General features: G+C 68.1%; 19 protein-coding genes and 1 pseudogene. 11 read left to right on the forward strand and 9 right to left on the reverse strand.

Annotated elements, in window-relative coordinates; genetic code table 11:
* Nucleotides 1-425: 425 nt before the first annotated feature.
* The 6 genes from K309_RS0135190 to K309_RS0135215 form a co-directional block, all read right to left on the reverse strand.
* Nucleotides 426-1,508, reverse strand: coding sequence for an MBL fold metallo-hydrolase (locus K309_RS0135190; protein WP_029050509.1), 1,083 nt, complete (start codon nucleotides 1,506-1,508; stop codon nucleotides 426-428).
* Between the two features lie 167 nt (nucleotides 1,509-1,675).
* Nucleotides 1,676-3,073: an FAD-binding oxidoreductase gene (locus tag K309_RS0135195; protein WP_156914562.1), complete on the reverse strand. Its 1,398-nt coding sequence runs from the start codon at nucleotides 3,071-3,073 to the stop codon at nucleotides 1,676-1,678.
* Between the two features lie 68 nt (nucleotides 3,074-3,141).
* A complete protein-coding gene (hpaI, locus tag K309_RS0135200; RefSeq protein WP_029050511.1) occupies nucleotides 3,142-3,957 on the reverse strand; it encodes a 4-hydroxy-2-oxoheptanedioate aldolase in 816 nt (271 codons plus the stop codon).
* Between the two features lie 58 nt (nucleotides 3,958-4,015).
* The gene (locus K309_RS0135205) at nucleotides 4,016-5,491 is read right to left on the reverse strand and encodes an NAD-dependent succinate-semialdehyde dehydrogenase (RefSeq protein WP_029050512.1); all 1,476 of its coding nucleotides are present in this window, start codon (nucleotides 5,489-5,491) and stop codon (nucleotides 4,016-4,018) included.
* Nucleotides 5,492-5,527: 36 nt separating this feature from the next.
* Nucleotides 5,528-7,051: a UxaA family hydrolase gene (locus K309_RS0135210; protein WP_029050513.1), complete on the reverse strand. Its 1,524-nt coding sequence runs from the start codon at nucleotides 7,049-7,051 to the stop codon at nucleotides 5,528-5,530.
* An 80-nt stretch (nucleotides 7,052-7,131) separates the two neighbouring features.
* Nucleotides 7,132-8,148 carry a tripartite tricarboxylate transporter substrate binding protein gene (locus K309_RS0135215; protein ID WP_029050514.1) on the reverse strand — a complete coding sequence of 339 codons (1,017 nt, stop codon included), beginning with the start codon at nucleotides 8,146-8,148 and terminating at the stop codon, nucleotides 7,132-7,134.
* 143 nt (nucleotides 8,149-8,291) lie between these two features.
* Here K309_RS0135215 and K309_RS0135220 point away from each other — a divergent pair, with 143 nt between their 5' ends.
* A complete protein-coding gene (locus tag K309_RS0135220) occupies nucleotides 8,292-9,227 on the forward strand; it encodes a LysR substrate-binding domain-containing protein (RefSeq protein WP_029050515.1) in 936 nt (311 codons plus the stop codon).
* Here K309_RS0135220 and K309_RS0135225 read toward each other — a convergent pair.
* Nucleotides 9,224-9,976 (reverse strand): sulfite exporter TauE/SafE family protein, encoded by a 753-nt coding sequence (locus tag K309_RS0135225; RefSeq protein WP_029050516.1) that lies wholly within the window; start codon nucleotides 9,974-9,976, stop codon nucleotides 9,224-9,226. The genes K309_RS0135220 and K309_RS0135225 overlap by 4 nt on opposite strands.
* Nucleotides 9,977-10,373: 397 nt before the next feature.
* On the opposite strand from K309_RS0135225, the gene K309_RS0135230 reads away from it, so the two are divergent.
* The 10 genes from K309_RS0135230 (at nucleotide 10,374) to K309_RS0135285 (ending at nucleotide 21,923) form a co-directional block, all read left to right on the forward strand.
* A complete protein-coding gene (locus tag K309_RS0135230; RefSeq protein ID WP_029050517.1) occupies nucleotides 10,374-11,807 on the forward strand; it encodes a cytochrome ubiquinol oxidase subunit I in 1,434 nt (477 codons plus the stop codon).
* 4 nt (nucleotides 11,808-11,811) lie between these two features.
* Entirely contained in the window at nucleotides 11,812-12,819 is a 1,008-nt protein-coding gene (gene cydB, locus K309_RS0135235; RefSeq protein WP_029050518.1) for a cytochrome d ubiquinol oxidase subunit II, read from the forward strand.
* Nucleotides 12,819-12,947: a DUF2474 domain-containing protein gene (locus tag K309_RS41440; protein ID WP_084402730.1), complete on the forward strand. Its 129-nt coding sequence runs from the start codon at nucleotides 12,819-12,821 to the stop codon at nucleotides 12,945-12,947. The genes cydB and K309_RS41440 overlap by 1 nt, the downstream gene beginning before the upstream one ends.
* A gap of 561 nt (nucleotides 12,948-13,508) precedes the next feature.
* On the forward strand, nucleotides 13,509-13,883 hold the full coding sequence (locus K309_RS39020; protein WP_035878992.1) for a hypothetical protein: 375 nt from the start codon (nucleotides 13,509-13,511) through the stop codon (nucleotides 13,881-13,883).
* A 711-nt stretch (nucleotides 13,884-14,594) separates the two neighbouring features.
* Nucleotides 14,595-16,649, forward strand: a complete 2,055-nt coding sequence (locus K309_RS0135260) for a LamG-like jellyroll fold domain-containing protein (RefSeq protein WP_029050519.1) — start codon at nucleotides 14,595-14,597, stop codon at nucleotides 16,647-16,649.
* A 68-nt stretch (nucleotides 16,650-16,717) separates the two neighbouring features.
* Nucleotides 16,718-16,894 carry a hypothetical protein gene (locus K309_RS42765; protein ID WP_198030921.1) on the forward strand — a complete coding sequence of 59 codons (177 nt, stop codon included), beginning with the start codon at nucleotides 16,718-16,720 and terminating at the stop codon, nucleotides 16,892-16,894.
* 54 nt (nucleotides 16,895-16,948) lie between these two features.
* A complete protein-coding gene (locus K309_RS0135270) occupies nucleotides 16,949-19,096 on the forward strand; it encodes a phosphocholine-specific phospholipase C (RefSeq protein WP_029050520.1) in 2,148 nt (715 codons plus the stop codon).
* 140 nt (nucleotides 19,097-19,236) lie between these two features.
* Complete coding sequence (locus K309_RS0135275; RefSeq protein ID WP_029050521.1) at nucleotides 19,237-20,133, forward strand: LysR substrate-binding domain-containing protein; 897 nt, start codon at nucleotides 19,237-19,239, stop codon at nucleotides 20,131-20,133.
* The gene (locus K309_RS0135280; protein WP_029050522.1) at nucleotides 20,130-21,155 is read left to right on the forward strand and encodes a M14 family zinc carboxypeptidase; all 1,026 of its coding nucleotides are present in this window, start codon (nucleotides 20,130-20,132) and stop codon (nucleotides 21,153-21,155) included. The genes K309_RS0135275 and K309_RS0135280 overlap by 4 nt, the downstream gene beginning before the upstream one ends.
* Before the next feature lie 15 nt (nucleotides 21,156-21,170).
* The gene (locus K309_RS0135285; protein WP_029050523.1) at nucleotides 21,171-21,923 is read left to right on the forward strand and encodes an alpha/beta fold hydrolase; all 753 of its coding nucleotides are present in this window, start codon (nucleotides 21,171-21,173) and stop codon (nucleotides 21,921-21,923) included.
* Here K309_RS0135285 and K309_RS0135290 read toward each other — a convergent pair.
* Nucleotides 21,909-22,496 carry a TetR/AcrR family transcriptional regulator gene (locus tag K309_RS0135290; protein ID WP_029050524.1) on the reverse strand — a complete coding sequence of 196 codons (588 nt, stop codon included), beginning with the start codon at nucleotides 22,494-22,496 and terminating at the stop codon, nucleotides 21,909-21,911. The two genes, K309_RS0135285 and K309_RS0135290, sit on opposite strands and share 15 nt — an antisense overlap.
* Before the next feature lie 223 nt (nucleotides 22,497-22,719).
* Nucleotides 22,720-22,857: pseudogene (locus K309_RS43740) on the reverse strand (copper resistance protein CopQ); the annotation flags it as partial.

Here is a 22,857-nt window from a genome sequence, read left to right on the forward strand (position 1 = left end):
TCCGGCTCGACGCCGTTGCCCTTTCAGGCATGAGGCGAGATCTCCCCAGGTAAGAACGCACTCCTTCGCTGCGCAGCCGCCGGATTTACGCCGCCTCCCCTTGATCACGAGAACTTCGCGGCTTTTTGCCCGCTCGTCCTGGTCGGCACCGCCTTCTATCCGGTTCGTGTCCCTCGGCTCGCAGCTTCGCTCCACGCTTCCTCCCCACGATCGGTCGCCCTTTCGCAGTTGCGCTTCGCTTCGTTCGCTGTGATCAACTTACGGTGGGACTTGCACCCACAAGAGTGCGCCCATGCTGGGCGCACAAAAAAGGCGGCAAACATTTGCCGCCATCCAGTAGACAATCGCGTGCTCAGCGAGGGCCGATGGTCGTTGTAAGTCAGCAACACCATCGGGGCACAACAAGCCTCCCGCCCCGTCGCCAGCTACCCCAACCGATACCAATAGCATCCATCCGCCGCCAGCTCCCGCACCGCTTCCCCACGATGCAGCAGGTAGTTCAGATGCGCGATGCTCTCCCCCGTCGCCATCCCCAGCAGGCCGCCCGCCCCCGTGATCGGCCGTGAGAACAGCTCGCCGAACACATCCACTGCCCGCTTCGGCTCCGCCAGTGCCCCTCGCAGCCGGTCCAGCGCCTGCATCTGGCTTGCCCGCAGATAGTCGATGCGGGCATGCAACCCGCGGAACGGCTCGTTGTGGGCCGGCAGAACCAGCACGTCGTCCGGCACGGCCGCCTTGACCTTGTCCAGCGACGACAGCCAGTCTTCCATGGGATCGGCGTCGGGTTCGGTCGGAAACACCGACACATTGGACGAGATCTTGGGCAGGACCTGGTCGCCGGAGACAAGCAGCTTCAATGAGGGGCAATAGAGGCAGGCATGCTCCGGCGAATGGCCGGTGCCGACGACGACCTTCCAGTCGTGGTCGCCAACGCGGATGGTGGCGCCGTCGTCCAGCCGTCTGAAGCTTTCCGGCAAGGCGTGGACGAATTTGCCGAAGCCGCCGAAGCGGGTCCGGTAGACCTCGATGGCGTCGTCGTCCCAGCCGGCGCGGCGGTAGAACTCGATGGCGTCGTCGGGCGCGGCGCGTCCGGTATCGGCGGCCAGCACGCGGCACATCAGGTATTCCATCCGGGTCATCCACAGCTGGCAGCCAAACTTGCGCCGGAGCCAGCCGGCCATGCCGATATGGTCGGGATGCATGTGGGTGACGAAGAGCCGTGTCAGGCCGTCGGAAAGCGCGCCGTCCTTGCCGAACAGCGTGCGCCAGGCCTGCGCCGTTTCCGGCGTCTGCAAGCCGGAGTCGACCGCGGCCCAGCCTGCACCGTCGCGGATGGCCCACAGGTTGATATGGTTCAGGCCAAGCGGCATCGGCATGCGCAGCCAGAACACGCCGGGGACGATCTCGCTGGCGCGGCCTGGTTCGGGCGCGTCGCCACAGGGGTAGTCGAGTTCGGGCTTCTTGAGCGGAGTGAGGGCGGGGGCGGTATCGTTGGCGGGGGCGCTCATATTGGTCTCGGCGGGGGCCGGGCGTGTGCCGGAGACCGGCATGCGCCTGTTCCGGCGTTCTGGATACCCCTCACCTTAGCCGAGACGGCAGATTCTTGCCACGGCGGTTGTGCGCCCTCCCCGGCCGTTGCGGCCGGTGATCGCCAGAATCTGCCAATAGTGATGGTTCAGGGCGCCGGCAGCACCTTCCCCGGATTCAGCAGGTTCATCGGATCCAGCGCCCGCTTCACCTGCCACATCAGTTCCAGCTCGACCTGCGACTTGTACCGCACCAGGTCGTCCCGCTTGGCCACGCCGATCCCATGCTCGGCCGACACCGAGCCGTTGCCGGCATAAGCCAGGCCATCCACCAGTGTCGACACCGGCTCGTACCACTGCGCCAGGAAATCCTTTGCAGCCTGATCCCGGGGCCGCAGCGGGTTGAAGTGGACGTTGCCGTCGCCCATGTGCCCGTAGATCACCATGCGCGCGTCTGGCACCAGCGCCAGCACCCCGGCCGAAGCCTCTTCGACAAACGCCGCGATGCGCGACAGCGGCACCGAGACATCGCACTTGATGCTGCCGCCGGTGCGCGTCTGCGCGTCGGAGATCTCTTCGCGGATGCGCCAGAAGGTCTGGACGTCGGACAGGCTGGCGGCGACGGCGGCATCCAGCACCAGTCCCTGGCCGAAGCCGGACTCCAGGATTTCCATCAGCGTGGCGTTGAGGCTTTCGGCGTCGGTGCCGGAGGTCAGTTCGACCAGCACCATCCAGTCATGGCGGTCCTGCAGCGGCGCGGCGACGTTGCCGAGGTATTCCAGCACCAGTTCCAGCGCGGGCCGCGAGATCAGCTCGAAGGCGCTGACGGCCTGGCCGGAGAGCCGCTTGGCTTCGCCGAGCAGCGCCACCGCGGCGGCCGGGCCCTTGACCGCGACCAGGGCCACGGCGGTGCTGCGCGGCTGCGGCATCAACTTGAGCACGGCGCCGGTGATGATGCCGAGCGTGCCTTCGGCGCCGATAAACAGTTGCTTGAGGTCGTAGCCGGTGTTGTCCTTGCGCAGGCCACGCAGCGACGAAAAGATGCGACCGTCAGGCAGCACCGCTTCGATGCCGAGCACGAGGTCGCGCATGTTGCCGTAGCGCAGCACTGCGGTGCCGCCGGCATTGGTCGACAGGTTGCCGCCGATCTGGCACGAGCCTTCGGAGCCGATGCGCAGCGGGAACAGGCGCCCTTCCGCTTCAGCGGCGCCGCGCGCGGCGCTCAGCGTGACGCCGGCCTGCACGGTCATGGTGTCGTTGATGGTGTCGACCTCCAGCACGCGGTTCATGCGACTCAGGTTGACGACTACCGCGGTGCCGCTGTCGTCGGGCACGGCGCCGCCCATCAGCGAGGTGTTGCCGCCCTGCGGCACCACCGGCACGCGGTTGGCATGGCACCACTGCAGCACCTGGCTGACCTGTTCGGTCGACGACGGCAGCACCACCACCTGCGCCTGGCCGCGGTAGATGCCGCGGTAGTCGGTGACATAGGCCTGGGTGTCGGCTTCGCCGGTGCGGCAGGCGTTGGCGCCGACGATGGCTTCCATCGCGCGCAGCGTGGATTCCTGGGTCTTGGGAACGGCTTGCATGGTTTGTCCTGGAACGGATCAGCGGGTCAGTACGCGGCAGAAGGCTTGTCGGCGGCAGCGTCAGCCTCGGCCGTATTCTGCTCGCGGAACGATGCCGCCAGCTTGCGCGCGGCGTTGGCATAGACCAGCACGTCGACGCCGGTGGCCACGAAGGTGCAGCCGAGTTCGAGGTAGCGACGCGCCAGCGCGGGATCGGAGGTCAGCGTGCCGGCGGCCTTGCCGCTGGCGATGATGGCGCGCATTGCGCCCTCGATCGCTGCCTGCACTTCGGGATGGCCGGGGCGGCCGCGATGGCCCATCGATGCGGCCAGGTCGGCGGGACCGATAAAGACGCCGTCGACGCCGTCCACCGCACAGATGGCTTCCAGGTTCTGCAGCGCGGTGACGGTCTCGGCCTGCACCAGCAGGCAGACCTCGTCATCGGCCACGTCGAGGTAATCGGTGCGCGAACTCCAGCGCGAGGCTCGCGCCACCGCGCTGCCCACGCCGCGGATGCCTTGCGGCGGGTAGCGCGTGGCGCCGACCAGCGCGCGCGCCTGCTCGGCGGTGTCGACCATCGGCACCAGCAGCGTCCTGGCGCCGATATCGAGCAGTTGCTTGATCAGGGCCACGTCGCCGGACACGGCGCGCACCACCGGCTGCGACGGGTAGGCGCCGACCGCTTGCAACGCCTGCAAGGTGGTCTGCAGGTCGTTGGGCGCGTGCTCGCCGTCGATCAGCAGCCAGTCGAAGCCGGCGGTGGCCGAGACTTCGGCCAGGTACGGCGCGGCCATCGACAGCCACAGGCCGATTTGCGGCTGGCGCGCGGCCAGCGCGGTCTTGAAGGGATTGTCTGCGGGCATGTGGATTATTCCTGTTCGATCTGGCGATTGCCTGGCGATTGAGCGATAGCCCGGCGCTTCAGCCGAGCTGGCCCTGGCAAAGGTACTTGGTGTGCATGTAGTCGTCCAGGCCGTGGCGCGAGCCTTCGCGGCCGTAGCCGGATTCCTTGACGCCGCCGAACGGCGCCGCCTCGGCGGCGATCGCGCCTTCGTTGATGCCGACCATGCCGGTTTCCAGTGCCTGCGCCACGCGCCAGATGCGGCGGGTATCGTTGGAATAGAAGTACGCGGCCAGCCCGAACGGCGTGTCGTTGGCGTCGCGGATGACCTCCGCTTCGTCGCGGAAACGGAAGATCGGCGCAACCGGGCCGAAGGTCTCTTCGCACGACAGCTCCATCGCCGGCGTGGCATCGACCAGCACAGTCGGGGCGTAGTAGTGCGGACCATCTTCCGTGCGTACGCGCTTGCCGCCGGTGACCACGCGCGCGCCACGGGCGACGGCGTCTTCGACGTGGCGGGCGATCTTGTCGACGGCGCGCGCATTGATCATCGGGCCGATCTGCGCGGCCTCTTCCGTCGCGGGGCCGACATGAAGCGCGCCGACGCGTTGCGCCAGCCGCTCGACAAAGTCGTCGTGGACCGCCTCATGGACATAGACACGGTTCGGGCAGACGCAGGTCTGACCGCCGTTGCGGAACTTGGACGCCATCAGGCCGTCGACCGCGGCATCCAGGTCGGCGTCTTCGAACACGATGAACGGTGCATTGCCGCCCAATTCCAGCGACAGCTTCTTCAGCGTGGCGGCGGATTCGCGCGCCAGGTGCTTGCCCACCGGCGTGGAGCCGGTGAAGGTGATCTTGCGCACGCGGCTGTCGAGCAGCCAGGCATCGACCACGCCAGGCGTATGTTCGCGCGATGCGGTGACCATGTTGAGCACGCCCGCCGGAATGCCGGCCTGCTGTGCCAGCCATGCCAGCGCCAGCGCCGTCAGCGGCGTGTCTTCGGCGGGCTTGGCCACCACGGTGCAGCCGGCGGCCAGCGCGGGGGCGATCTTGCGCGCAATCATCGCCAGCGGGAAATTCCACGGCGTGATCCCGGCGACCACGCCTACCGGCTCCTTGAGGACCAGCAGTTTGCGGCCGGGCACTGCTTCCGCGACGATGTCGCCGCAGATGCGGGTCGCTTCCTCGGCGAACCATTCGACGTAGGAAGCGCCGTACTGCACCTCGCCGCGTGCTTCCTTGAGGGGCTTGCCTTGTTCGGTGGAGATGATGCGCGCCAGGTCTTCCTGGTGTTGCAGGATCAGTGCGTGCCAGCGCTTGATCAGCTGCGCACGCTCGCGCGCGGTGCGGCGACTCCATGCCGGGAATGCGGCGGCGGCTGCGTCCACCGCCAGGCGCGCATCGCCGGCATCGCTGTCGGGCACGCTGGCAAAGGCCTCGCCGGTGGCGGGATCGGACACGGACAGGCGAGCGCCGAGGCCGGCATCGCGCCATTGGTCGTCAATCAGGTTCTGGGTGCGCAGCAGCGCGGGCTCGGCAAGATTCAGGGCCATCGGAAGTCGAGAAATAAATGGGGAAACAGCCGGCAATCAGCTGACGATGCCGAGGTGCCAGGGTACGAACTCGTTGTCGCCCAGGCCCAGCATCTCGCTCTTGGTCGGCTCGCCGGAAGCGGCGCGCAAGATATGCCGGAAGATGCGTTCGCCCATCTCGGGCACGGTCAGTTCGCCGTCGAGCACGAGTCCGCAGTTGATGTCCATGTCCTCTTCCAGCCGCTGGTACATGGCGGAGTTGGATGCGAGCTTGATCGTCGGGGCGGGCTTGGAGCCGAACATCGAGCCGCGGCCGGTGGTGAAGCAGATCAGGTTGGCGCCGCTGGCAATCTGGCCGGTCACGGCGACGGGGTCATAGCCGGGCGAGTCCATGAAGACAAAGCCGGCCTGGTCGATCGGCTCGGCATACTCGTACACCGCCTGCAGCGGCGTGGTGCCGCCCTTCATCGCCGAGCCCAGCGATTTCTCGAAGATATTGGCCAGGCCGCCCTGCTGGTTGCCGTGGCCGACCACGCCGTTGAATTGCGCGTTCTGGCCGGCGGTGTAGCGCTCCCACCAGGCCAGCCGGTCGAGCAGCTTCTGCCCGACTTCCGGCGAGATGGCGCGGCGCGTCAGCATGAATTCGACGCCGTGGATCTCCGGCGTCTCCGACAGGATGGCAGTGCCGCCATGCCGCACCAGCAGGTCCATGGCCGCGCCCAGCGCCGGGTTGGCGCTGATCCCCGAGAAGCCGTCCGAGCCGCCGCACTCCAGGCCGATCTTGAGATGGCTGGCCGGCACTCGCTGGCGCACCGCGGCATTGGCCGCGGGGAGCATCGCCTCGACCGCGCGGATGCCCGCCGCGATGGTGGCGCGCGTGCCGCCGGTGTCCTGCATCACCAGCGTATGCACCGCGGGTCCGGGCTCGAGGCCTTGCGATTCGACCAGCGATGCGACCTGGTTGCGCTCGCAGCCCAGCCCGACGATCAGCACGCCAGCCAGGTTGGGATGGCGCGCATAGCCAGCCAGCGTGCGCCGCAGCACGTCGAAATGCTCGCTCGGCGACGACATGCCGCAGCCGCTGGTCTGCGCAAATGCCACCACGCCATCGACATTGGGATAAGCCGCCAGCCGTTCCGCGGGGAAATGCGCGGCAATCTGCCGGATCACCGTCGACGAGCAATTGACCGAAGACAGGATGCCGATGAAATTGCGCGTGCCGACGCGGCCATCCGCACGCACGAAGCCGTTGAACGTGGCGCGCTGCGCCTCGGGCACGTAGTCGACCGGACGCACGTCCTGGCAGAACGCCGGGTCGCGATAGAAATCGACCAGCGTCAGGTTGTGCGAATGCACGTGCTCGCCGGGCACGATATCGCGCGCGGCCACGCCAATCACGGTATCGAACTTGCGCACCGGCGTGCCCGCCGCAATGGCGCACGCCGCGATCTTGTGGCCGGCCGGCACCTGCGCGCGCACGCGCACCGCGGGTTCGGCAAGCTGCTGGCCCAGCGACAGTTCATGCCGGGCGACCAGCACGTTGTCGTTGGCGTGCAGGCGGATGACGGGATTGGGCTTCACTTGTGATTCGCTTGGTTGGACGGCTGGTGGGGCGACAGGTGTTGCGACAGATAGTGCGACTGCGCCCGATGCGACTGCGTTCAGCTTTGCTGCAGCAGTTCCTTGAGCTTCAGGCGCTTGATCAGGTCGGTTTCCTGCGCATAGACGCTGGCCACGTACTTCTTGTAGTCGGGGCCGTCCAGGTACATCAGCGGCGCATCGAGCCGTGCCGCGACCTGCTTGAATTCATTGCTCGCCACCGCGGCACGGAACGCCTCGCGCAGCGTCTTCTCCACCGCGGGCGGCAGGCCCTTGGGCGCGCCGATGCCGTTGGGCGCTTCCACCACCACGTTGTAGCCGAGCTCCTTCAGCGTGGGCGTGTCCTTGAAGCGCGAGGCGCGCTGCTCGCCCCAGGTCGCCAGCAGGCGCAGCTTGCCGGCTTCCACATGCGGCGCCCACGAGCTGGAATCGGCCAGCAGTTCCACCTGCCCCGCCAGCACGTCCTGCAGCGCGGCGGCACCGCCCTTGTAGGCGATCGCGTTGAACTGCACGCCCGCGGCCAGCGCAAACTGCTCCATGCCGACATGGGTCGCGCCGCCGATGCCGGCGTGCGCATAGGTGATCTTGCCGGGGTCCGCCTTGGCCGCCGCGACCACGTCCTGCAACGTCTTGTAGCGCGAGCTGCTCGGCACGGCGATGCCGAAGGTCTGGCCCGACGTGCGCGCCAGGTAGGTCAGCTCGGTGCGCGGGTCCAGCGGCAGCATGCCGAGCTGGGCAAAGCGCGTGACCGAGATCGGGATCTGGCCGATGGTGTAGCCGTCCGGCGTGGCGCGCGCCAGCGCCTTGGTGCCGATCATGCCGGAAGCGCCGGCGCGGTTCTCCACCACGATCGACTGCTTGAGAATGCCGCCGGCCACCTGGCACAGCGCGCGCATCGACTGGTCCGCCGTGCCGCCGACCGGCCACGGGCAGATAAAGGTGATGGGACGCTCGGGATACGCGGAGGCCAGCGCACGCGAGCCCGGCAGCAGCACGCCGGCAGCACCGGCAGCAACGCCGGCGGCAGCGCCGATGAGCAGGTTGCGGCGCTTCAGGTCGATGGGGAGTCCTTGGGTCATTTGCGGGTGTCTCCGTGTTTTGATTATGGGCGACCGGTGCGGGCCCGGCGTCGTCATGCCAGGCATTCTGTCGCCGCCGAACATAACAATCCAATCAAAAACTGGCATTGCTTCATAACGTTTCCGTTAGGTAGACTGCCGCCATGGTCAAGATCGATCGCGCGCTGCGCTCCAACATCAAGCTGCGCCATCTGCAATTGCTGGTGGCGCTGGATGAATTCCGCCACCTCGGGCGTACCGCGGAATTCCTGTCGGTGAGCCAGCCCGCGGTGTCACGCGTGCTGACCGAAGTCGAGAAGATGCTGGGGCTGACGCTGTTCACGCGCTCGACGCGCGGCACCGAGCCCACGCCCGCGGGCGAATCGCTGGTGCGTTTCGCGCGCTCGGTGCTGGCGCAGTACGAGCAGACCCGCGACGAGATCGCGGCTGTGCAGAGCGGCGCGTCGGGGCGCGTGCAGGTGGGCTCCATGGGCGCTGCCCTGCCTGTGCTGCTGGCGCGCGCCGTGGGGCTGCTCAAGGACCGCCATGCGCGTGCCACCGTGCTGGTGGAGGAAGGCGACCTGACGCACCTGCTGCCCAAGCTGCGCCTGCGCGAACTGGACCTGATCGTCGGCCGGCTGGAGCCAGGCTATGCGGCGCCGGACCTGGTGACCGAGGCCTTGTTCGAAGAGCCCATGGTGGTGGTGGTCAGGCGCGGCCACAAGCTCGCGCGCAAGACCCGCCCCGGCTGGGCCGACCTGGCGGCAATGCCGTGCGTGCTGCCGCCGCCGTGGGCATCGCTGCGGGTGAAGATCGAGCAGGCGTTCTACCGCTACGGGCTGCATCCGCCGCAGGACGTGATCGAGACGTCGTCCTACCTGGCGCTGGCGACCTTCGTCGGCCAGCGCGGCGCGGCGGGGTTCATGGCGCAATCGGTGGCGCGTGCGATGCAGGCAGAAGGCAAGCTGCAGGTGCTGTCGATGGATGTGCCGGTGGACCTGCCGCCGCTGGGCATCATCACGCTGCGCGAACGCGCGCCGTCGCTCAGCGCGGAGCAGATGCTGGCCTGCCTGCGCCAGGCCGCGGCGGAAGGCGCCTAGCCGCGCGCCAGCAGCGCCGGCACTGAAGTCCACAGCAAGGCCACGCCGGACGCCGTCAGCAGCGTCAGCACTACCTTGCGGAAGGTGGCCTCGCTGATGCCCAGGTACAAGCGCGTGCCGAGCAGCGTCGGCACCAGCATGGCGGGCGCCACCACCAGGAACATCGGCAGCATCTCGCGCGTGACGATGCCCTTGCCGACGTAGGCTGCCATCGTCATCGCCAGCGTGGCGAGGTTGAAATTCTGGATCACCGCGCGCTGCTCATCCTTGTCGAAGCCGCGCAGCGTGCACCACAGCGTCGGGATCACGCCGGTGAAGCCGCCGATGCCGCCCATCACGCCCCCGGCCGCGCCGGCTACGCCATCCGCCACGCGGCCGCCCACGCCGATGCGCGGCAACTGGCCCACCACTAGCATCACCGGGCACCACAGCGTCAGGAAGCCGCCCAGCACCACCTTGAACCACAGCGCATCGAGCATCGGCAGGACCGCCACGCCCAGTGGAATGCCGGCCACGCCGCCGGCCACGAACGGCCACAGCCGCCGCCACGACAAACCGCGCCGCACCGATGCCGCAGCCAGCAACTGGCCGGTGAGCGCGCCGAACACCGTCATCGCCGCCGCCAGCCGGGGCTCGATAGCCCAGGCCCAGAACGACATCGCCACCATGCCGAAGGCAAAGCCGGACAGGCCCTGGACAAACCCGGCGACGGCGGCGCCGGTGATCACGATCAGCAAGCTGGAATCCATGGAGACAAGACGCGCGCCACCGCTGTGGGCGCCAGACAAGGCATCAGGGCAAGCGCGTGACTATGCACGCCTTTGCCGCGCATGTCAGCAGCGGCGCCTGCTGCACCGCGCAAAACTGATACGGTGTTTTTGCCAGGATGTGATGCTGTTATTGCCGAGCGCCGATGGGTAGGATGAACTCCGGCAGTCGGCCCATGCTGTGCCCGCGCCCCCGCTGCGGCGAAATGTCACCCGCCGGGCCTGCTGCCCATCGCGCTGCACGCCGCGTACACTACGCTTACCGCACGCGCCTACGGCCCGCGCCCCCGGCGCGCCCCGCCGGCCGGCCGGCCTGCCCCCCCGCAGTGCCGCGCCCGTCCCGCAGGCGTGCGCCAGGCCAGCGCCACGGAGAACAACTATGTTTGGTTTGACCGCGCTCGACCTCGCCCGCATCCAGTTTGCCTTTACGGTTTCCTTCCACATCGTCTTTCCCGCGATCACCATCGGCCTGGCCGCCTACCTGGCGGTGCTGGAAGGCTGCTGGCTGCGCACGAAGCGCCCGCATTACCGCGACCTCTATCACTTCTGGTCCAAGATCTTCGCCGTCAACTTCGGCATGGGGGTCGTCTCCGGGCTGGTGATGGCCTACCAGTTCGGCACCAACTGGAGCTTCTTCTCCGAGTTCGCCGGCAGCATCACCGGGCCGTTGCTGACCTATGAAGTGCTGACTGCCTTCTTCCTGGAGGCGGGCTTCCTCGGCGTGATGCTGTTCGGGTGGAACCGCGTCGGGCCCGGGCTGCATTTCTTCGCCACCGTGATGGTGGCGCTGGGCACGCTGATTTCCGCCACGTGGATCCTGGCGTCGAACAGCTGGATGCAAACGCCGGCGGGCTTCGAGATCATCGACGGCCGCGTGGTCCCGACCGACTGGTTCGCGGTCATCTTCAACCCGTCCTTCCCCTACCGCCTGCTGCATATGAGCGTGGCGGCGTTCCTGGCCACGGCGCTGTTCGTCGGCGCCTCGGCCGCGTGGCACCTGCTGCGCGGCCGCGACAACCAGGCCATCCGCAAGATGCTGTCGATGGCGATGTGGATGCTGCTGATCGTCGCGCCGATCCAGGCCGTGATCGGCGACCTGCACGGCCTGAACACGCTCAAGCACCAGCCCGCCAAGATCGCCGCGCTGGAAGGCCACTGGGAGAACCACGGCAACGAAGGGCTGCCGCTGCTGCTGTTCGGCTGGCCCGACATGCAGCGCGAGGAAACCCGCTTTGCGGTGGAAGTGCCGCGCCTGGGCAGCCTGATCCTGACGCACACCTGGGACGGGCAAATCCAGGGGCTGAAGGAATTCGCCCCGGAGGACCGGCCCAATTCCACCATCCTGTTCTGGTCCTTCCGCGTGATGGTTGGCCTGGGGCTGCTGATGATCGCGCTGGGCGCCTGGAGCCTGCTGCTGCGCCGGGGCGAACGGCTGTACCGCGCCCGCGCCTTCCTGCATATGGCGCTGTGGATGGGCCCGGCCGGTGTGATCGCGATCCTGGCGGGCTGGTACACGACCGAAGTCGGCCGCCAGCCGTGGGTGGTCTATGGCCTGCAGCGCACCGCCGACGCGGTCTCGCCGCACGGCGTGCCCGAGCTGGCGCTGACGCTGGGGATCTTCGTGATCGCGTACTTCTTTGTGTTCGGCGTCGGCATCGCCTACATGATGCGGCTGGTGCGCAAGGGGCCGGTGCTGGAAGCGCCAAGGCCGGAGGGCGGCCCGGGACGCGAGCATACGCCGGCCCGCCCGCTCTCCGCCGTGGACGACGACGAAGTCCTTGCCCCCAACCCCGCCGCGCGCACCCGGAGCTGACACCATGGGCATCGATCTCTCCCTTCTCTGGATCGTCATCATCTTCTTTGGCGTGATGATGTACGTGGTGATGGACGGCTTTGACCTGGGCATCGGCATGCTCTTTCCGTTCATCCCCGACCGCCATGACCGCGACGTGATGATGAACACGGTGGCGCCGGTCTGGGACGGCAATGAAACCTGGCTGGTGCTGGGCGGCGCCGGGCTGCTGGCGGCGTTCCCGCTGGCGTACTCGGTCGTGCTGAGCGCGCTGTACCTGCCGCTGATGCTGATGCTGCTCGGACTGATCTTCCGCGGCGTGGCGTTCGAGTTCCGCTTCAAGGCCAACGACCGCGAGCGCCCGGTGTGGGACGCGTCCTTTATCCTGGGCTCCGCCACCGCCAGCTTCTTCCAGGGCGTGGCGCTGGGCGCCTATATCGACGGCATCAGGATGGAAGGCCACCGTTTTGCCGGCGGCCCGCTCGACTGGCTGGCGCCCTTCCCGCTGTTCTGCGGCGTCGGGCTGGTGGTGGCGTACACCGTGCTGGGCAGCACCTGGCTGATCATGAAGACCGAAGGCGACCTGCAGCAGCGCATGATCAGGCTGACCGGGGCGCTGGCGTGGCTGCTGCTGGCGGTGATCGCGGTGATCAGCCTGTGGACGCCGCTGACGCATCCGGAGATCGCCGAGCGCTGGTTCAGCCTGCCGAACCTGTTCTGGTTCGCGCCGGTGCCGATCCTGGTGGTGCTGTGCATGCTGATGCTGATGCGCGCGCTTCGGCGCGAGCCGAACATGGCGCCGTTCCTGTACGCACTCGGGCTGGTGTTCCTCGGCTACAGCGGGCTGGCGATCAGCGTCTGGCCCAATATCATCCCGCCCGGGATCTCGATCTGGGATGCCGCAGGGCCGCCGCAGAGCCAGGGCTTTGCGCTGGTCGGAGCGCTGTTCATCATCCCCTTCATCCTGATGTACACGGTGTGGGCCTACTACGTGTTCCGCGGCAAGGTCCGCCACGGCGAGGGCTATCACTGATGGCCGCGTCGACATGGCTGCGCCGGCTGGGGTGGCTGGTGCTGATCTGGCTCGCCAGCGTGGCGGCGCTGGGGGTGGCGGCATGGGCGCTGCGGATGATCATGCAGAGCGTGGGATTCCGCAGCTGAGGTGTGCAGGAAACCGGAATTGGCGTGCCGCGCAGCGGTCGATGCTGCGTATCGGCGAGCCGCCCGCAGTGGCAATGCCATCTTCCAGGCTACCGGAAAGCGGCTTGCGCTCGATGCCCTTCCGCCTGCATGACCTGAAATGGACCTGAGACCAACCGCGCTACGATCCATTGGGGATTGAGGCAGGGGCGGGCCAGGGAGCCCGTTCCCGGGGAACTATCCGCGCGATGCCAGGCGTTCCTGCAGCGCCCGCGCCGTCGCCAGCAGGCCTGGTCCGAGCTCGCGTTCGACATGGGCGCGCGCCATGCGCGCCGACAAATCGCTTGTAGCGGGCGCCATATGACCGAATGATGCGCGGACCGCGTCGGCCCCATCCCGCGAGTCTCACGTGGCCTGGTGTCCAGTTCCGCATGCCCCGGCGCGGCCTCAACAATACCTCCAGGCGCCGCTGGCCAAACCAGGTGCGACTTCAGGCATGTTCACGCCTGAAACATACTTCTGCTCGATATTGCGCGAACCCGGCAGGAACTAATCTGACAGCACAACAAAAGGGGGTTCCTCATGCATCGGTCGATTCTGGCGATTGGTCTTGGCCTGTTGGCGATTCAGGGCTGCGCGACAAAGAACTACGGGCGGGTCGGGACGGTGACGGACTTCGAGCGGCAGACGATGTCCTGTCGTGAGATTCAGCTTGAGCAGGCAAAGGTAAATGGCTTTACCCAGGCCGTCGAGAAGGAGAGCGAGTTCAGTGGCCGTTCAATTCTGTCATTCCTGGGAGACTTCGGCATTGGGAACATGATCGAGAAGAGCAGCGCGATGGAAAGCGCCGACAATCGGGCGCGTCAATTGCAGACACTCAGCGACCTGCGTCGATGCCCCGAGGCGACACCGCAGGCAGCGACGGCGTCAGCTCCATTGCCAACCGCGAGCCGATAGTCAGGCGCGGCCGGGCCGTTAATCATGGCGGCGTTATTGGAAGCGACCATGTGCCATTCCCTTCACACTGCGGCGAGCCTGGTCGAGTCTGCCGCTTCGACCGACCCGAGTTCGAACCTTCGAAAGTGTTACGACGAAATTACGACAACTACCGAGAAATCGATTCGCCTTATCCTCAGTCAGTCGGAAAGCGGTCGCGGCAACAATATCCGGGACGCATGGCTTGCCTATGGCCTCTACGTAGCATGGTGGAAACTCACGGCAAGCCATAGGACACCAGAGGACGATGAGCGTTTGCATAAGCTCGCGAGGCGATTCAGAGAGACACCCTAGCGACGATGGTCCATCCGTGGTGACATCTGTCGCTTTATTCCGGCGCGCATCTATTTCGGCCAGCTGGGCGGTGCGGCCATGCCGGCCGGGCTGGGCCTGCAATGCGCGTGGACCGTGCTGCGGCCGCCTTCGGCCATGCGGCGATGGGCGGCACGATGCGCCGGCTCGACGTACAGGGTGGCGCCTCGGCCGGCAGCTGAAGCCCCTTTGTCTGCAATACCCGCAAGAATCTGAATAGCGGCATCAGCATTCTTTCCCCCTCTGTCACCACGGTGACAACCCCTGTTTTTACTCTGCGAGCGCATTGCGGGAAGCGCAATCCGTCACGCGGCACCGGCCGCCGGCGCAGAACAACGCAGACAGACAGGGGAATGACAGATGGGAGGGAACCATGCAGCGCGTGGCGCACACTGCAACGGGCGCGCGCGGGCCAGCTCGGCGCTGACCGCCCTGGCGGCGGCAATGGCCGCGACACTTTCGGCTTGCGGCGGCGATGACTCCGCAGCCAGTGGGCCCGCGCCGGCGGACACCGAGGCCACGGCGCCGGCGCCCGCCGGCCAGGGCGGCCCGCGCGTGCTGCTGGTAGGCATCGACGGCGCCACCTATGCGCAGGTCCAGGGCGCGATCCTGCGGCGCGAGCTGCCCAACCTGGCGCAGCTGAACGTGGTGCCAGCCGCGACCGGCGGCATGCCAGGCACCGTCACCGCGCAGCCGACGCTGGACGCGCCCAGCTGGGCCACGGTGTTGACTGGCACCTGGGCCAACCGCCACGGCGTCGGCGACGACACCGGCAGCACGCCGCTGCAGGCGCCCACCGTCTTCCGCCATCTGCGCGACGCTGGCAAGCCCGGCCTGCAGCAAGGCGCCGTGACCAGCTCGATGGTGTTGCCGGCCCTGCTCAGGGCCGAACAGGAATCCGGCGCGCTCGATACGCTGGTTGACTGTGCCGGCGTGGACAGCTGCGTCACGCAGAACGCGCTGCGCCAGCTGCAATCCGGTTACGGCGTGGTATTTGCCCAGTACAGCGCCCCGGCCGCCGCGGCGGAAACCGGCGGGTTCGGCGGCGGCGCCTATGCGCGCGCCCTCGTCGACACCGACACGGCGCTGGGTGAACTGCTGGCCGCCGTCGCCGCGCGCCGCCAGGCGCAGCCGGGCGAAGACTGGCTGGTGCTGGCCACCACCAGCCACGGGCTCGATGCCACCGGCGCCACCACCACGGCGCCGAGCGTGGAGAACCGCACCGCATTCCTCGCCACCAACAAGACGCTGAATGCCGCACTGGCCCGGCCTGGCGCCACCGCGCCCGTCACCGCCGCGGAACTGTCGGCGCTGCCGACCGAGGCGGATCTGGTGCCGACGATGCTCTTGCACGCCGGCGTGGCCGCCGACCCCGCCGCCAGCCGCCTCGACGGCGCACCGCTGCAGGCGGCCGCTGCCGGCGTGCGGGGGATCGGCGCCAGTGTCGGCCGCTACGGCGACACCATCACGCTGACCTGGCAGAACCCCACCGAATCCTTCGGCACCACGCGCGTGCTGCGCGACGGCGTGGTGGTGGCTTCGCTGGCGCCGGGCGCGCGCGAGTATACCGACGGCGCCTTCGACATGCCCACCGGCCTGTACCGCTTCAACTACACGCTGGTACGCAACGACGTGCCGGTGTCGTACCTGGCGCAGATCCACTACGTGAAACCCGTCACGCTGGCGCCCACGCTGCGCGATGGCCTGGCCACGTACTTCAGCATGGACAGCAAGCCGTTTGCCGACAGCAAGGGCGGCGCCACGCTCGGCCCGTGGGTGGCCGGCACCGACGGCGGCTCGCTGGCCGACGACAACTTCACCGGCAAGTCGCTGCGGGTCGATTCCAATGTCGACACCTACAAGCTGGTGCACAACGGCGCAGACATCGCGCTGAGCCCGCAATTCACCATCGGCTTCTGGTTCCGCACCGACTGCACGCAGGGCAACGGCACTGGTGCACCGGTACTGGCTAACAAGAACTACTTCTCGGGCAGCAACCCGGGGATCGCCATCGGCCTGTTCGGCAACTGCGAACTCCGCTTCAACCTCGGCAGCGGCGGCAAGCGCGACGATATCAACGGCATGAAGGTATCGGCCAACCAGTGGGCCTACCTGGCGCTGTCGGTCGATGCCGCCGCGAAGCGCTTCAGCGCCTACGTCATCGACCCGGTGCTGGGCCTGCAGAAGACCGAGAACAAGGCCATCGCCAACACCGATGTCACCAGGCTGGCCGGGCTCGGCACCGGCTGGGGCGTCAATGACGACGCCACGCACAACTACGTGGGCAACAACCCCGGCGCGCTCAAGGGGGTGATGGGCTTCAACGACCTGGCGATGTGGACGCGGGTGCTGACGCTCGACGAACTGAAAACCATCACTGGCGCGCGCCAGCCGCTGTCCACGCTGAACCCCTGAAACGCTGACCCGGCGCCGACAACTCTCCGGGGCGCGGCGCGGCCCCATCCCTGCAGGAGCACGACACCATGACTCTCCGATCTTCCACGCTGGCCGCCCTGCTGCTGTGCCTGGCGCTTTCCGCCTGTGGCGGCGACTCCGGCGACGGCCCGGCCACCGGCACGCCGGGCGGCGCCCCGGGCGGTGGCGGCAACGAACCCGGCCAGCCGCCCGCCGTCACGCCGCAACTGCGCTGCGCGCCCTGAGTTGACGCAGGCAACCGCCCGTCTCACCCCTGAACCCATCCGGCCCAGAACCCAATGAATTCGCATAGCAGACGCAACTTCCTCAAGCTCGCGGGCGGCAGCGCCGCCGCGACCGCCGCGCTGGCCGCATTCCCCCCGGCCATCCGCCGCGCGCTGGCGATCCCCGCCAACAATGCCACCGGCACCATCCGCGACGTCGAGCACGTGGTCATCCTGATGCAGGAGAACCGCTCGTTCGACAACTACTTTGGCACGCTGCGCGGCGTGCGCGGCTTCGGCGACCGCTTCACGATCCCGCTCGCGGGCGGCCTCAACGTCTGGCAGCAGACCTATACCGACGGCAGCACCACGCGCACGGTCCTGCCCTACCACCTCGACAGCAGCGCCGGCAATGCGCAGCGCGTCAGCGGCACACCGCACTCCTATCCCGATGCGCAAGCCGCCTGGGACCTGGGCCGCATGAACAAATGGCCCACCTACAAGCAGACCCAGTCGATGGGCTACTACACCGAGGCCGAGCTGGATTTCCAGATGGCGCTGGCCAATGCCTTTACGCTGTGCGATGCCTACCACTGCAGCTTCCACGGCGGCACCAACACGAACCGGCTGTTCCACTGGACCGGTACCAACGATCCGGCCGGCACGCATGGCGCCCCGGTGATCGACAACAGCGGCGACTCTTTCACCGGCTCGAACACGCCCTACACCTGGACCACCTACCCTGAGCGGCTGAACGCGGCCGGCATCAGCTGGAAGGTCTATCAGAACATGCCGGACAACTTCACCGACAATCCGCTCGCGGGTTTCAAGCAATACCGCGACGCCAACGCCGCACGCGGCAACCTGCCTAACGGCAGCCCCTATCCGCCGTACACCACCGCCGACGACGCCATCAGCCCGCTGCTCAAGGGCGTGGCCAACACCATGCCGGACGGCGGCTTCCTGCAGGCACTGCGCGACGACGTTGCCGCCGGCACGCTGCCGCAGGTGTCGTGGATCGTTGCCCCGGCCACCTATTCCGAGCACCCCGGGCCGTCCAGCCCGGTGCAAGGCGCGTGGTACACGCAGGAGGTGCTCAACGCGCTCACCGCCAATCCGGCGATCTGGAGCAAGACGGTACTGCTGATCAACTTCGACGAGAACGACGGCTACTTCGACCACGTGCCGCCGCCGTGCGCCCCCGCCTATGACGGCGACACGCTGGCCGGCGCGACCACGCTGCCCACCGGCGAACTGGCGGCTGAATACCACGTCGACAAGCATCCCTACGGCCCCGGCCCGCGCGTGCCGATGTATGTGGTGTCGCCCTGGAGCCGCGGCGGCTGGGTCAACTCGCAGGTGTTCGACCACACGTCGGTGCTGCGCTTCCTGGAGGCCCGCTTTGGCGTCGTGGAGGACAATATCAGCAGCTTCCGCCGCGCGGTGGCAGGGGACCTGACCTCGGCCTTCAACTTCGTCAGCCCCAACGCCAACCCGCTGCCCTCGCTGCCCAGCCGCGACAAGGCGGAAGCCGATGCCATCCGCACCGCGCAGGGCGTGCTGCCGCAGGTGCCGCTGCCCCCGGCAGGCACCCAGCCGATGCCGCCTCAGGAGCGCGGCACGCGTCCGTCGCGCGCATTGCCATACGAGCTGCATGTCAGCGCCCGGGAGGACGCACGCGAACGCGTGGTGCGGCTGCTGTTTGCCAACAGCGGCAAGGCCGCCGCAGTATTCCACGTCTATGACCGGCTGCACCTGGACCGCGTGCCGCGCCGCTATATGGTCGAGCCGGGCAAGGAACTGCACGGCAGCTGGGATGTCTTCGCCAGCGACGCCGGCAAGTACGACCTGTGGGTGCTGGGCCCGAACGGCTTCCATCGCGCCTTCAGCGGCGACGTTGCCGCGGCCGGCGCCGCGGGCGCCAGCGCGCCCGAGATCCGCGTCTGCTATGACATCGCCAACGCCGCGGTCTACCTGGACCTGATCAACACCGGCAGCGCCGCCTGTACCTTCAACGTGCGGCCCAATGCCTACCGCAATGACGGCCCGTGGAGCTTCGAGGTGCCGGCCGGCAAGCAACTGCAGCAGCACTGGCCGGTGGGACTGCAAGGCAACTGGTACGACTTCAGCGTGACCGCGCCGCAGGGCGGCTTCACGCGGCGCTTTGCCGGGCGTATCGAGACCGGCAGGGACGGCGTATCGGATCCGGCCATGGGGGCGTGACGGACCGAGGCCCGCTTGCGCGATGCGACGCCCGCCCGGCCCGCGCCGTGGCGGGCGTCGCCGTATTGTCATATTGCCCCGCTAGACTGCGCGGTCGTCCGGACCTGTCCGGTCCGCTCCCCCAACTACTGCGGATGACCATGCTTGGCGACCTGCTGATGACCTTTTTCGAAGTGGCGCGCCAGGGCAGCATCACCATGGCGGCCCGGCAGCTGCGCGTGAGCCAGCCCACCGTCACCGGCCGCATCCGCCAGCTCGAAGAGTCGTATGGTGTCGAGCTGTTTCACCGCCGCGCCAGCCGGGTCGACCTGAGCGACGTGGGACTGGCACTGATGCCGGTGGTCGAGCAGCTGATGCAGCACGAAGGCCAGGCCGACTACCTGCTGCGCAACGCCGGCGACCTGCGCTTCGGCAGCCTGCGACTCGGCGCCACGGGTCCCTACTACATCCTGCGCGCGGTGGCCGCGTTCCGGCAGCGCTATCCGGCGATCGAGGTGAGCCTGGACATCGGCAATTCGCAGCAGATGCTCGAAGCACTGTTCGAGTACCGGATCGACGCGGCCGTGTCGTCGCATCCGGTGGAAGACGACCGGCTTGCGCGCATCCGCCTGGCCTCGGCACCGATGGTGCTGGTCGTGCACCCGGACCATGCCCTGGCGCGCCTGCCGCAGGTGGACCTGGGCCAGCTGCGCGGCTGCCACCTGCTGGTGCGCGAGCACGGCTCGATGACACGCAAGGCGACCGAGGACGCGCTCGCCGCCTGCGCGCTCCAGCTGCCGCGGCATACCGTGATCGGCAGCCGCGAGGCCATCTACGAAGCGATCCGCCAGAATCTCGGCGCGAGCGTGGTGCCGCTGGGCGAAGTGCCGCAAGACCCGCTGCTGCGGGTGGTGCCGTTCTCGCGCGGCGCGCCAGTGCTGAACGAATACCTGTACTGCCTGCAGAGCCGGCGCGGCACGCGCCTGGTGGGTGCCTTCCTGGCCTGCGTGACGGCAGCCGATGCGGCCGATGCCGCCGCCGAGCCGCGGGCGGCATGACCGCGCGCGCCGACGCCTTTCCTGAATACGACCAGCTGCTGGCGCTGCTCGACGCCGCCAGCCACGTGCTCGACTGCCGCGTGGTGTGCGAAGCCGCGGTGCAGGGACACCGCTTCGGCGTGCATGTGGCTACCCTCGGCAGCCGCGACCCGCTGGCGCCGGCCATCGGCATCTTCGGTGGCATCCACGGGCTGGAGCGGATCGGCACGCAACTGGTGCTGGACTACCTGCGCTCTGTGCTCGGCCGGCTGGCGTGGGACGAACTGCTGCATCGCGAACTGCAGGCCGTGCGGCTGGTGTTCATGCCGATCGTCAATCCCGGCGGCATGTGGGCCGGCACCCGGGCCAATCCGAACGGCGTCGACCTGATGCGCAACGGCCCGCAGGACGCCGACGCGCGCGTGCCGTTCCTGGCCGGCGGGCAGCGCCTTGGCGCCTGGCTGCCCTGGTATCGCGGCCCGGAAGGCGCGCCGATGGAGCTGGAGAGCCGCGCGCTGCTGCGCGTGGTGCAGGAAGAACTGCTGCCGCGTCCGCTCAGCTTTGCGGTGGACTGCCACTCCGGCTACGGCTGGCGCGACAGCATCTGGTTCCCGTACGCGCGCACGCGCCGGCCGATGGCGCACCTGCCCGAGATGTACCTGCTCAAGACCCTGTTCGAGCAGGCGCACCCGCACCACGGCTACACCTTCGAGCCGCAAAGCCACCAGTACCTGCTGCATGGCGACCTGTGGGACTATGCATATGACCTCACGCCGGCGGGCAGCCTGTTCCTGCCGATGACGCTGGAGCTGGGCTCGTGGCTGTGGATCAAGAAGAACCCGCGCCAGCTGTTCTCGCGCGAAGGTATCTTCAATCCGATCAAGGCGCACCGCACCGCGCGCGTGCTGCGCCGCCATGTGAGCCTGTTCGATTTCCTCGGGCGCGTCGCGGTTGCGCCGGAGCGCTGGCTGCCGCGCGGGCCGCAGCGCGAGGCGCTGCTGCAGCAGGCGCGCGCGCACTGGCAGACAGAAACGTTGCCGTGAACTGTTGAGGATGGCATGAGCCGATGGGTATTCCTGCGGGGACTGACGCGCGAGACGCGTCATTGGGGCAACCTGCCCGCGCAATGGGAAGCGGCCGGGCTGGGCCGGCCACTGCTGCCTGATCTGCCGGGCAACGGCGCGCTGTCGGTACAACCCGCCCCCTGGTGCGTGCGCGACATGGTCAGCGCGGTGCGCCGGCAGCTGTCGGCGGCCGGAGCGCGCGGACCGTACCGCGTGCTGGCCATATCGCTGGGCGCGATGGTCGCCACCGAGTGGGCCAGCAGCTATCCGGACGAAGTGGCGGCGCTGGTGCTGGTCAATACCAGCATGCGGCCCTTCTGCACGCCGATGCAGCGTCTGCGTCCGCGCAACTGGGGCAAGCTGCTGCGCGTGGCGCAGCGCTGGCACGACCGCGCCTATTGCGAGCGCACCATCCACGCCATCACCTGCGCGCGCGCGGACACGCTCGCGGCCGACATCGCGGCCTGGCAGGCGATCGCTGCCGATGCGCCGGTCAGCCGCAGCGCGGCGCTGGCGCAACTGGTGGCGGCGGCACGCTATCGCGCGCCCGCAAGGGCGCCAGGCTGCCCGGTGCTGCTGATCGCCTCGGCATCCGACCGGCTGGTCGACCCGGCCTGTTCCGCAAAAATCGGACAGGCCTGGAACGCACCGGTGCTGACGCACCACTGGGCCGGCCACGACCTGCCCCACGACGATCCGCAGTGGTTGTGCGGGGCCGTATCAAGGATCCCGTCAGGCAACGGCTAGCGCCTGCTCCGCCGGCATCAGGCTCGACAGCATGGCCGCCGCGGCATCGAGCCGGTCGGTGGTGCCGAACAACCGCGCACTGGTCAGGCCATTCTGCAACGCGCCGAACACCACCTGCGCCAGCTGCTGCGGCGATGCGGGGTAAGGCGTCTGCCGCTGCACGGCCGCGCGCTCGAACAGCCGCGCGAGCCATTGCTCGTTGAGGCGGACAAAGTCGCGCATCACGCCGCGCACGGATTCCGGCAGCATCAGCACATCAGCCGCCAGCATGCCGACCAGGCAGGCCTGGTCGGTGCCCGCACCGGCGCACAGCGGCGCCAGGTACTGACGCGCCTGCTCGGCCGGCGGCAGGCTGCTGTCGATGGCATCAAGGCGCGCCTGCTTGCGGGCGCGGTATTCGCGCACCGCTTCCAGTACCAGGTCGTCCTTGGAGGGGAAGTAGTAGTGAATGCTTGAGGTCTTGACACCGACCAGTTCGGCCAGGTCGCGGTAGCTGAAACCGTTGAACCCCCGACGGCGGATCAGCACCAGTGCATGTTCGACCAGCTCTTCACGTACAGACCGGGTTTTCATGGTTTCAACTCCTACTTTCTGCACCGCACCCGGCTCAGGCCGGCAGCGCGCGTGCGACAAGGGTGATGAGGGACCCGCTTACCAGGCAAAGCCCTACCCATCCACCCAGGATCAGCGCAGTGTCAAGCCAACGCATGATCGACTCCATGAATCGGGCCGCACGCTGGCAGCCCGGTGATTACAGGGGGCCGGCAACTTGCCGGCCGTATTTCAGACGCTTGCCTCAGGCGAATGCGCCGTCGGTGTACGGGTCAGCCTTGCCGACACGTGCGCCATCGGTGTACGGGTCGACGCTGCGTGCCGGCGAGCCCGAGACGCCGCTGCGGTCCAGGCCGGCAACGATGCGGGCACCTTCGGTGTA

The organism is Cupriavidus phytohabitans, assembly GCF_000426345.1.
GTDB lineage: Bacteria > Pseudomonadota > Gammaproteobacteria > Burkholderiales > Burkholderiaceae > Cupriavidus.